Annotated in this window: 10 protein-coding genes and 1 pseudogene; 8 read left to right on the forward strand and 3 right to left on the reverse strand. The window is 76.1% G+C overall.

Translation table 11 applies throughout. The features are described 5' to 3' along the window. Positions 1-4 precede the first annotated feature (4 nt). The 7 genes from ACIQCH_RS08010 to hypE all read left to right on the forward strand — a co-directional run bounded on the left by ACIQCH_RS08010 (position 5) and on the right by hypE (position 6,590). Positions 5-106, forward strand: coding sequence for a DUF6893 family small protein (locus ACIQCH_RS08010; RefSeq protein ID WP_402579132.1), 102 nt, complete (start codon positions 5-7; stop codon positions 104-106). A gap of 168 nt (positions 107-274) precedes the next feature. Continuing rightward, positions 275-754 carry a hydrogenase maturation nickel metallochaperone HypA gene (locus tag ACIQCH_RS08015; protein ID WP_402579134.1) on the forward strand — a complete coding sequence of 160 codons (480 nt, stop codon included), beginning with the start codon at positions 275-277 and terminating at the stop codon, positions 752-754. 3 nt (positions 755-757) lie between these two features. Further along, positions 758-1,489 carry a hydrogenase nickel incorporation protein HypB gene (hypB, locus tag ACIQCH_RS08020; RefSeq protein WP_402579136.1) on the forward strand — a complete coding sequence of 244 codons (732 nt, stop codon included), beginning with the start codon at positions 758-760 and terminating at the stop codon, positions 1,487-1,489. Further along, on the forward strand, positions 1,490-3,961 hold the full coding sequence (gene hypF, locus ACIQCH_RS08025; protein WP_402579138.1) for a carbamoyltransferase HypF: 2,472 nt from the start codon (positions 1,490-1,492) through the stop codon (positions 3,959-3,961). Further along, on the forward strand, positions 3,930-4,283 hold the full coding sequence (locus tag ACIQCH_RS08030) for a HypC/HybG/HupF family hydrogenase formation chaperone (protein ID WP_402579139.1): 354 nt from the start codon (positions 3,930-3,932) through the stop codon (positions 4,281-4,283). Before hypF ends, ACIQCH_RS08030 begins: the two co-directional genes overlap by 32 nt. Further along, positions 4,280-5,533, forward strand: a complete 1,254-nt coding sequence (gene hypD, locus ACIQCH_RS08035) for a hydrogenase formation protein HypD (RefSeq protein WP_402579141.1) — start codon at positions 4,280-4,282, stop codon at positions 5,531-5,533. The genes ACIQCH_RS08030 and hypD overlap by 4 nt, the downstream gene beginning before the upstream one ends. Continuing rightward, complete coding sequence (gene hypE, locus ACIQCH_RS08040; RefSeq protein WP_402579143.1) at positions 5,526-6,590, forward strand: hydrogenase expression/formation protein HypE; 1,065 nt, start codon at positions 5,526-5,528, stop codon at positions 6,588-6,590. The genes hypD and hypE overlap by 8 nt, the downstream gene beginning before the upstream one ends. 128 nt (positions 6,591-6,718) lie before the next feature. On the opposite strand, the pseudogene ACIQCH_RS08045 reads toward hypE, so the two are convergent. Then, a pseudogene (locus tag ACIQCH_RS08045) lies at positions 6,719-7,645 on the reverse strand (helix-turn-helix transcriptional regulator). A gap of 123 nt (positions 7,646-7,768) precedes the next feature. Here ACIQCH_RS08045 and ACIQCH_RS08050 point away from each other — a divergent pair. Further along, entirely contained in the window at positions 7,769-9,274 is a 1,506-nt protein-coding gene (locus ACIQCH_RS08050) for an MFS transporter (protein ID WP_402579145.1), read from the forward strand. A gap of 83 nt (positions 9,275-9,357) precedes the next feature. Here ACIQCH_RS08050 and ACIQCH_RS08055 read toward each other — a convergent pair whose 3' ends face one another. Further along, positions 9,358-10,344, reverse strand: coding sequence for a hypothetical protein (locus ACIQCH_RS08055; protein WP_402579147.1), 987 nt, complete (start codon positions 10,342-10,344; stop codon positions 9,358-9,360). Then, entirely contained in the window at positions 10,341-10,709 is a 369-nt protein-coding gene (locus ACIQCH_RS08060) for a PadR family transcriptional regulator (protein WP_402579171.1), read from the reverse strand. Before ACIQCH_RS08060 ends, ACIQCH_RS08055 begins: the two co-directional genes overlap by 4 nt. Positions 10,710-10,926 lie beyond the last annotated feature (217 nt).

Here is a 10,926-nt window from a genome sequence, read left to right on the forward strand (position 1 = left end):
CACCGTGAAGAAGGTCTTCGCCGGCGCCGTGTTCGCCGCGCTCGCCGTCGTGTTCGCGTCCCAGCTGCCCGATCTCCGGCGGTACCTGCACATGCGCAGGATCTGACGCGCCGGGTCCGGCGCGCGGGGTCCGGCGCGCCGGACCCGATGCGCCGGGCCGACCGCCGACCGCCGCCGCCCGCCGAACGGAGTACGGGGCGCACGGCGCGACGGCGAGCCCGGCGGCATCCGACCCGCCCTGCCGGTGTAATGAGCGGCGGCAGGACGGAGTCCGATGCACGAGATGTCGATCGCCATGGCCGTCGTGGCCCAGGTGGAAGAGGCGGCCCACGCCGCCGGCGCACGCGCCGTCAGCGAGGTCCGCCTCCAGGTGGGGGAGTTGGCCGGGGTCGTCCCCGACGCACTGGCCTTCTGCTTCGAACTCGCCTGCGCCGACACGGTGCTGGCCGGCGCCGCCCTGGTCGCCGAGCCGGTGCCCGCCCGCGCCCACTGCCGGCCCTGCGCCGCCGACTGGGACGTCGGCATGCCGCCCGACCTGTGCTGCCCCGACTGCGGTTCGGCGGCCGGGACCGAGCTGCGGACCGGCCGTGAACTCCAGATCGCCGGCGTCACCTGGGACGACGAACCCGCCCGCGGACCCGCCCCCGGAGCCGGCCCCGACCGCGAGCCCGCCCCCGTCCCCGCGTCCGGCCGCGCCGCGCCGGACGTACCCGCCCGCGCGCGCCACCGCGAACCCCTCCCCGAGGAGCGCTGAACCATGTGCCGAACGGTCGACCTGAAACAGGCGGTGCTCGCCAAGAACGACGAGGCCGCGCACGCCCTGCGCAGCCGCCTCACCGCCGCCGGCACCACCACCGTCAACCTGCTCTCCAGCCCCGGCAGCGGCAAGACGGAGCTCCTCGAACGCGAACTCGGCCTGGCGCGGCGGCGCGGCGTGACCACCGTCGCCCTGACCGCCGACCTCGCCACCGAGAACGACGCGGTCCGCCTCGCCCGATCCGGCGTCCCGGTCAAGCAGGTCCTCACCGACGGCCTCTGCCACCTGGAGGCCCACATGCTCGGCCGCCACCTCGACGGCTGGCTCCCCGCCGACACCCGGCTGCTGTTCGTGGAGAACGTCGGCAACCTCGTCTGCCCCGCCTCCTACGACCTGGGCGAGGACCTGCGCGTGGTCCTCGCCTCCGTCACGGAGGGCGAGGACAAGCCGCTCAAGTACCCCACGGCCTTCGGGCTGGCCCACCTGGTGCTGGTCACCAAGCACGACCTGGCGGCCGCCGCGGAGTTCGACGAGCCGGCCTTCCGCCGCAACGTCGAGCAGGTCAACCCGGGCGTCGAGGTGGTCCTGACCTCCGCCCGCCGCGGCACGGGCCTGGGCACGCTCCTCGACCGCGCGCTGGCCCTCGGCGCCGGTACCCCCGCCCACGTCCCCGTCATGGCCGGCCGCCCCCGCACCGACCGGCACGCCCACGCCCACGCGCACGGACACTGAGTGACCGGCGCACCGGCGGAAGCCCACCGGCGCCGCCGCGTCACCGTGCGCGGCGTCGTCCAGGGGGTCGGCTTCCGCCCCTACGTGTACACCCGCGCGACCGCCCTCGGCCTCGCCGGACACGTCACCAACACCCCCGACGGCGTCGTCGCCGAGGTGGAGGGCCCGGCCTCCGCCGTACGGGAGTTCTGCGAGCGGCTCGCTGCGGACGCGCCCCCGCTGGCGGTGGTCGACGCCGTCCAGCACAGCGAGCTGCCGACCGCCGGCACCACCGGCTTCACCATCGTCGCCTCCCGCACCGAGGGCGCCGCCCGCACGCTCGTCGCCCCGGACACCGCGACCTGCGCCGACTGCCTCGCCGAACTCGCCGACCCGGCCGACCGGCGCCACCGGCACCCGTTCATCACCTGCACGCACTGCGGGCCCCGGTTCACCATCGTCACCGCCCTGCCGTACGACCGCGCGCACACCACCATGGCGGGCTTCCCCCTGTGCCCCGACTGCGCCCGTGAGTACGCCGACCCCGCCGACCGGCGCTTCCACGCCCAGCCCGTCGCCTGCCCGGCCTGCGGGCCGCGGCTGCGGTTGCTCGCCGGCGACCCGCCCCGGGAGGACCCCGGCAGCGACGCGGTCGCCGGAGCCCGCCGGCTGCTCGCCGCGGGCGCCGTCCTCGCCGTGAAGGGCCTCGGCGGCTACCACCTGGCCTGCGACGCGTCGCAGCCCGCCGCGGTCGCGGAGCTGCGCCGCCGCAAGGGCCGCGGCGACAAGCCGTTCGCGCTGATGGCACCCGACCTCGCGACCGTCGAGCGGCTGGCGGCGGTCGGCCCCGAGGAGCGGGCCCTGCTCACCGGCGCGGTCCGCCCGGTGGTCCTGCTGCGGCGGCGCGCCGCCGGCCCGACGGCCCCCGGCGCCCCGACGGAGCCGAGGATCGCGGACGAGGTCGCCCCGCGCTGCCCCGACCTCGGGTTCATGCTCCCGTACACGCCCGTGCACCACCTGCTGCTCGGCCTGCCCGGAGATCCGCCCGGCCCCCGACTGCTCGTCATGACCAGCGCGAACCTGTCGGGCGAGCCCATCGTCACCGACGACGCCGAGGCCCTGGAGCGGCTCGCCGGCATCGCGGACGCCTGGCTCACCCACGACCGGCCCATCCACGTGCCCTGCGACGACTCGGTGGTCCGGGTCTGCGACGGCGCGCCGCTGCTCGTACGGCGCTCCCGCGGCCACGCGCCGCTGCCGCTCACCCTCCCCGTGCCGGTCCCGGCGACCCTCGCGGTCGGCGGGGACCTCAAGAACGTCTTCTGCCTCGGCCGTGACCGGCAGGCCTGGCTGTCCGCCCACATCGGCGACATGGACTCGCTCGCCACCCAGGCCGCCCACGAACGCGCCGAGCGACAGCTGGAGTCCATCACCGGCGTCACCCCCGGGCTGCTCACCGCCGACCTGCACCCCGGCTACCGGTCCACCCGCCTCGCCGAGCGGCACGCGGCCGGCCGGCCGCTCGTCCGCGTCCAGCACCACCACGCGCACGTCGCCGCCGCCCTCGCCGAGCACGGCCACGACGGTGCCGCCCCGGTCATCGGCGTCGCCTTCGACGGCACCGGCTACGGTGACGACGGGGCGGTCTGGGGCGGCGAGGTGCTGCTCGCCGACTACCGCGGCTACCGGCGCTTCGCGCACCTGGCGTACGTCCCGCTGCCGGGCGGCGACGCCGCCGTGCGCCGGCCCTACCGGATGGCACTGGCCCACCTGTGGGCCGCCGGCCTCGACTGGGCGCCCGACCTGCCCTGCACGGCAGCCTGCCCGCCCGACGAACTGGCCGTGCTGAGGCGCCAGTTGGAGCGGGACCTCAACTGCGCCCCGACCTCCAGCATGGGCCGGCTGTTCGACGCCGTCTCCTCGCTGACCGGGATCTGCCACCTCGCCGGGTACGAGGCGCAGGCCGCGGTGGAGCTGGAGGCCGCGGCACTGGCGGCGGCGGACGCGGACGACGGCCCCGGCTACCGGTTCGCCCTGCGCCACCCCGCCCCCGAGGACGGCCGCGACGCACCCGTCGCGGCACGCCCGTTCGTGGCGGACCCGACCCCCCTGCTGGCCGCGGTCGTCGCGGACCTGCGCCGGGGCACCGCTGCCCCGGTGATCGCGGCCCGCTTCCACCGCGCGGTGGCCGGACTGGTCCTCGAGCTCGGCGAGGCCGCCCGCGACCGGTACGGACTGGAGACCGTCGCCCTGACCGGCGGGGTGTTCTGCAACACCGTGCTGTCGACCGCCTGCGCGCGGTCGCTGCGCGGGGCCGGGTTCACGGTGCTGCGCCACCGGCAGGTGCCGCCCAACGACGGCGGCCTGGCGCTCGGCCAACTCATGGTGGCGGCCGCCCGACAGGGCCCGGCCGGATCGGACGGACGCGCCCCAGCGGCGACCACGGAACGAGGAGGATGCCATGTGCCTGGCGGTACCCGGCAGAGTGATTGACATCGGCGAGCGGGACGGCACCCGCATGGCCACCGTCGACTTCGGCGGGGTGGTCAAGGAGGTCTGCCTGGAGTACCTGCCGGACCTTCAGGTCGGCGAGTACGCCATCGTGCACGTCGGGTTCGCGCTGCAGCGACTGGACGAGGCCTCCGCGAAGCAGACCCTGGAGCTGTTCGCCGAACTCGGCATGCTCCAGGAGGAGTTCGGGGACCCCTGGGAGCTCGCGGCCGCCGAGGCCGGCGGCCCCGCGTGGCCCTTCGAGGACGGTCCGGCGGCGTCGCCCGCCGGTGCGGGAGCGGCGACGGAGGCGGAGCGGCAGTGAAGTACATCGAGGAGTTCCAGGACCCGGACCTCGCCCGCCGGCTGCTGGACGACATCCGCGCCACGGTCACCCGGCCGTGGGCGCTGATGGAGGTCTGCGGCGGCCAGACGCACACGATCATCCGCCACGGTATCGATCAACTCCTGCCCGCCGAGGTCGAGTTGATCCACGGGCCGGGGTGTCCGGTGTGCGTCACCCCGCTGGAGGTCATCGACAAGGCGCTGGCCATCGCCGCCCGCCCCGACGTGGTCTTCTGCTCCTTCGGCGACATGCTCAGGGTCCCCGGCAGCGGCAAGGACCTCTTCCGCGTCCGCGGCGAGGGCGGGGACGTACGGGTGGTGTACTCGCCGCTCGACGCGCTCAAGATCGCCAAGCAGAACCCGGACAAGCAGGTCGTGTTCTTCGGCATCGGCTTCGAGACCACCGCCCCGCCCAACGCCATGACGGTGCACCAGGCCAAGAAGCTGGGCATCCGCAACTTCAGCCTGCTGGTCTCCCACGTCCGCGTCCCCCCGGCGATCGAGGCGATCATGCGCTCGCCCAGCTGCCGGGTCCAGGGGTTCCTGGCCGCCGGGCACGTGTGCAGCGTGATGGGCACGGCGGAGTACCCCGAGCTCGCCGCCCGCCACCGGGTGCCCGTCGTGGTCACCGGCTTCGAACCGCTGGACATCCTGGAAGGCGTACGGCGGGCCGTGCGGCAGCTGGAGCGCGGGCAGCACCGGGTGGAGAACGCGTACGCGCGCGCCGTCCGCCCCGAGGGCAACCCCGCCGCCCTGGCCATGCTGGCCGACGTCTTCGAGGTCACCGACCGGGCCTGGCGCGGCATCGGCACCATCCCGGACAGCGGCTGGCGGCTGTCCGACCGGTACCGCGAGTACGACGCCGAACACCGCTTCGCGGTCACCGACATCAGCACCCGCGAGCCGGCCGAGTGCCGCAGCGGCGAGGTCCTCCAGGGGCTGATCAAGCCGCACGAGTGCGAGGCCTTCGGCACCCTGTGCACCCCGCGGACCCCGCTCGGCGCCACGATGGTCTCCAGCGAGGGCGCCTGCGCGGCGTACTACCTCTACCGGCGGCTGGACCTGGCCCCGCCGCGCCGGGCCGACGCCCCGCAGCCCGCATCCACGCCCACGCCCGCACCCGCAGCCGCGTCCGTGGCCGTCGCCGCGGCGCCGGCGGGTACCGCCGCGCCCGCCGCGGCGACCACGCCCGCCGCCACGGACGACATGGAGGCGACCCCCGTTGTCTGACACCGCACCGCTCGACATCACCGGCTGGACCTGCCCCGCCCCGCTGCGCGACCACCCGCGCGTGGTGATGGGCCACGGCGGGGGAGGGGCGCTCTCCGCCGAGCTGGTCCAGCACGTCTTCGCCCCCGCCTACGGCGGACCGGCCCTCGCCGGCCTCGGCGACAGCGCCCAACTCACCCTGGGCGGTGTCCGGCTGGCGTTCTCCACCGACTCCTACGTCGTCCGGCCGCTGTTCTTCCCCGGGGGCTCCATCGGCGACCTCGCCGTCAACGGCACCGTCAACGACCTGGCGATGAGCGGGGCCGTACCGGCGTACCTGTCCTGCGGGTTCATCCTCGAGGAGGGCGTCGAGACGGCCACCGTGGCCCGCGTGGCCGAGGCGATGGGCGCCGCCGCCCGGGCCGCCGGCGTCGAGGTGGCCACCGGCGACACCAAGGTCGTCGAGGCCGGCCACGGCGACGGCATCTACGTCAACACGGCCGGCATCGGCCTGATCCCGGCAGGCGTCGACCTGCGCCCCCAGCGGGTGGTCCCCGGCGACGTGGTCATCGTGAGCGGCGAGATCGGCCTGCACGGCACGGCGATCATGAGCGTGCGGGAGGGCCTGGAGTTCGGGGTGGACGTGGTCAGCGACTGCGCCCCGCTGGGCGGCCTGGTCCAGGCGATGCTCGCGGTCACCCCCGACCTGCACGTGCTGCGCGACCCCACCCGCGGCGGACTGGGCGCGGCGCTCAACGAGATCGCGGCGGCCGCCGGCACCGGCGTCGTGATCCACGAGGGCAGCGTCCCGGTCCCGCCCGCGGTCGCCAACGCCTGCGCCGTCCTCGGCCTCGACCCGCTGTACGTGGCGAACGAGGGCAAGCTCGTCGCCTTCGTGCCCCGGGAGCACGCCGACGCGGTCCTCGACGCCATGCGCGCCCACCCGCTGGGCCGGCACGCGGCCGTCATCGGCGAGGCGGTGGCCGAGCACCCCGGCCTGCTGGTGGCCCGTACGGCCCTCGGCGGCACCCGGGTCATCGACCTCCCGGTCGGCGAACAACTCCCGCGCATCTGCTGAGGCCGGGCCGCCCCGGGCCGCCCCGACCGCCCCGACCGCCGCGGGCCGCGAGGGCCCGGCCCGGGGCGGGCGGTTCGGGGCGGGGCGGCCCGGGCCGGTGGTTCGAGGCGCCCCTCGGTGCGGGCCGCTCAGAGGGCGGACGGCGCCGCCACCGCCAGCGCGAGCAACCCCTCCAGCCCTGCACGCGACTCCTCGTCGGCCGGGGCGAACGTCATCAACCGGGGCCCCGCCGACGGGCCGAGCCACAGGTTGGTCACGGTCAGGCGCAGTTCACCCACGTCGGGGTTGCGGAAGCGCTTCGTGCGCAGCCCCTGCCCGAGCACCTCGTGCCGTTCCCAGATCTCCGCGAACTCGGGGATCCCCTGCAGCCGCGCCAGCAGCGACTTCCACGTCGGCTCGGCCAGGTGCTCCGCCATCGAGGCCCGCAGCTTGGCGGCCATCGTGTGCATCATCTCGTCGAGGTTGACCACCGAGGCCCGCCACGCCGGGTCCGTGAAGGTCAGCAGCACGCAGTTGCGGTCCTCGCGGTCGAGCGCGTCCATGTCGCGCAGCAGGCGCCCGTACGTCCGGTTGTACGCGAGGATGTCGTACCGGCTGTTCTGGACGCAGGCCGGCAGCGGCTCCAACTGCGTCAACAGCTCCTGCAGTTCGGGGGTCACCGTCGGGCACGGCCCACCGGGCGCCGGGTCGGCGGCGCCGCCCAGGGCGAACAGGTGGGCCCGCTCGGTCGAGTCCAGCAGCAGCGCCCGCGCCAGTGCGTCGAGCACCTGCGGCGAGACCTGGATGTCCCGGGCCTGCTCCAGCCACGTGTACCAGGTCACCCCCACCGCGGACAGGTGCGCCACCTCCTCGCGCCGCAGCCCGGGCGTGCGCCGGCGGGTGCCGCGGGGGAGTCCGACCTACTCGGGGGTGATCCGCTCGCGGCGGCTGCGCAGGAAGGCGGCGAGCTCGTGGCGCCGCACCTCGCGCTCGGCGCGGGCGGCGTCCCGTACCGTGTCCGGTGCCCTGTCCCGTACTGCCGTGGCCGCCTCGGAGGGCGGTTGCTGCTGCGTCATCGTGGCCATGCTCCCAGCGTGCGCGCTCTGCGGGCCCGCACCAGGTGCTCCTGATACGGGTAGCTCCAGTACCAGGATAAGCACCCTCTGGTACCAGGTTCCGAAGAAGTCGACCATGGTCCCGTGACCGATACGACGACCTCCGCCGCGGCCGCTGCCGTGGCCCGTACGACGACCGCCCCGGCCGGCCCCGGCCCCGGCACCGCGGACCGCACCGCTCCGTCGGCCGCCCCGGGCGCACCCGACGCCCTGGGCTCCCTGGGCTCCCTCGGGCTGTTCACCCTCCTCGTGGGGGCGGCCCTGCCGCTGATCGACTTCTTCATCGTCAACGTCGCCCTGCCCACCATCGACCACGACCTGGCCGCCGGCCCCGCCCTCCTCGAACTCGTGGTGGCCGGCTACGGCGTGGCGTACGCCGTCCTGCTCGTCCTGGGCGGCCGCCTCGGCGACCGCTTCGGGCGCCGGCGGCTCTTCGCGGCCGGCATGGCCGCCTTCGGCCTGACCTCGCTCGCCTGTGGACTCGCCCCCGACGCCTGGAGCCTGGTCGGCGCCCGGGTGGCCCAGGGCGCGGCCGCCGCCCTGATGCTGCCGCAGGTCCTGGCCACCATCCAGGCCGCCACCCACGGAACGCGCAAGGCCCGGGCCATCGGCCTCTACGGGGCCACGGCCGGCCTCGCCATGGTGGCCGGCCAGATCCTCGGCGGCGTCCTGGTCTCCGCCGACCTGGCCGGCACCGGCTGGCGGGCGATCTTCCTCGTCAACGTCCCCGTCGCCGGCCTCGGCCTGCTCCTGGCCCGCACGGTGCCCGAGACCCGCAGCGCGAGCCCCGCCCCGGTCGACGTACCGGGCACCCTGCTCCTCGCGCTCGCGCTGACCACCCTGCTCGTCCCGCTCGCCGAGGGCCGCACCGTCGGCTGGCCGCTGTGGACCTGGGTGGCGCTCGCCCTGTGGCCGTTCGCCACCGCCGGGTTCTTCCTGGCGGAACGGCACGCCGACCGGGCCGGCAAGGTCCCGCTGGTGCCGCCGAGCCTGCTGCGGCTGGTGTCGCTGCGCCGCGGGCTGGCCCTGGTCCTGCCGTTCTCCGTCGGGTTCGGCGGGTTCATGTTCGTCGCGGCCGTCGCCCTCCAGCAGGGGCTGCGGCTGGGGCCGGTCGACGCGGGCCTGGCCCTGGCGCCGATGGCGGTGGCGTTCTTCCTCGCCTCGCTCGCCGGGCCGCGCCTGGTCGCCCGCTACGGCACCCGGGTCGTGACCGTCGGCGGCCTGCTGCAGGGCGCGGGGCTGGCCCTGCTCGTGGCCACGGCCTGGCACGGCTGGCCCGACCTGGACGTCCTCGACCTGGCCCCGGCGGTCGCGCTCGCGGGCCTCGGCCAGGGCCTGCAACTGCCGGTCCTCTTCCGCGTCGTGCTCGCCGACGTGCCCGCCGACCGCGCCGGCGTGGGCAGCGGTGTCATGGTGACCAGCCAGCAGTCCGCACTGGCCCTCGGAGTGGCCACGCTGGGTTCCCTCTTCCTCGCCCTGGTGCCGGCGTACGGCATGCGCACCGCCCTGGCCGCCGTGCTGGTCTGCCAGCTGGGCCTGGTCGCGGTGACGGTCGCCCTGAGCCTGCGGCTCCCGCGCCGCCTCACCTGAGGGGTGCGCGGCGTGACGGGACGGGACGGGTCCCGTGGTGTGTGGGTCCCCTCGGTGCTTGAGGCGGCCCACACGTCACGGGGTCAGGGCGCCGGGCTGCGCACGCCCCGGCGCGCCCGCGCCGCGCTGACGCAGAGCGCCGCCACCGCCAGGGCCAGGGCCCCGGCCTGCGCGGCCCACGGCACGGCCAGACCCGGGCCCACGCCCGCGCCGACCACGAACCGCAGCGTGTCGACGCGCGACAGCAGGACGCAGACGCCGGCCGCGCCCAGGGCCCACAGCGTCGCCGGAGCCACCCGCTCGGGCGCGCGCAGGCGGCCGAGCAGGAGGGCGGCCGCGGCGGCCACCACGACCCAGCCCGGCCCCCAGGCGGGATCCGCGACCATGGGCCACGCGACGACCGCCCCGCCGACCGCCACACCCGCTCCGGCCAGCGCGAGCCCCGGCGGCAGGAACGGCAGCCGGGTCCGCGGGGCCTCGCAGTGGAACCCGCAGCAGACGGCCGCCACCGCGGCCCAGGCCGCCAACGCCTCGGCCGTCAGTACGGCCGGACCGCCCGTCAGCTGGACCACGAGCGGCTTCAGCGTCGGCAGCGCGGCCAGGGCGACGAGCCCCCGGGCCGCCTGCCGCCGTCCGCCCACCAGCGCGGCGTACCCGGCGGCCCACAGCAGGGGGAGCAGCCCCACCGTGACCTGCAGCGGGTCCGCTCCGAACGTCGCCGACCAACCCCCGTCGCCGGAGCCCTGCGCGGCGCCGGCGACGCGCAGGCCCAGGGCCGTGTACGTCAGTGCGCCCGCGGCCTGCAGCAGGACGCTGATCAGCGCGAACTGCCGGATCGCCTCGCCCGCTTCGACCCGCCGGGGGCTGGAGCCGGACGCGCCGAGCCGGATCCGCACGGCGAGCGCGGCGATGCTCGCGGTCTCCGCGAGGCTCGGTCGCCGCAGCTCCTGCTCGTCCTCCTCGACCCCGCACAGGTAGGTGTCGACCATGTCCTCCTCCCACCGGGCGCGGTAGTCGGCGGGCAGCATCCGGAGCACGGCGCGGTAGCGCTGTTCGAGGAGGGTGGTCACACCGCACCTCCCCAGCGCGGCGTCCCGGTGGCCCCCGCCCCGCCCGGGTGCCCGGGAGCCCGCCCGCGACCGAGCCGGCGGACCGCCGCCCGCGCCCCGGCGGCCATCCGCCCGGCCTCCGCGGCCAGGGCGCCCGCCCCGTCCTCGGTGATCCGGTAGTAGCGGCGCAGCCGGCCCTGCTGCACCTCCTCGCGGTCGAGCGCGATGAGGCCGTCGTTCACGAGCCGGTCGAGGACCCCGTAGAGGGTGCCGGCCCGCAGGACGACGTCGCCCTCCGACAGCTCCTCGACCTCCTGGAGGATCCCGTAGCCGTGCCGGGCCTCGTCGGCCAGCGCGGTCAGGATGAAGAACGCCGCGCGCGTCATGTCCTTGGTACCCATGTCAGCCAGCATATACCGCAAGCCGATATATGCAGCCCGACTGAACGAAGGTGCGCCCGACCCGCAGCCCGACCCGGGTGGCCGAAACCTTGGCGGTGCCGGTGGTTCCCGTGGTGTGTGGGGGAGGCGCTTGACAGGGGTGGCAGGCTGGTCCGGAGGCAGGCCCGGGCCAGGGGTGGCCGAAGGCCAGGGCGAAGCCCCA

The organism is Streptomyces sp. NPDC093225 (assembly GCF_044753805.1).
In the GTDB taxonomy this organism is placed as follows: domain Bacteria; phylum Actinomycetota; class Actinomycetes; order Streptomycetales; family Streptomycetaceae; genus Streptomyces.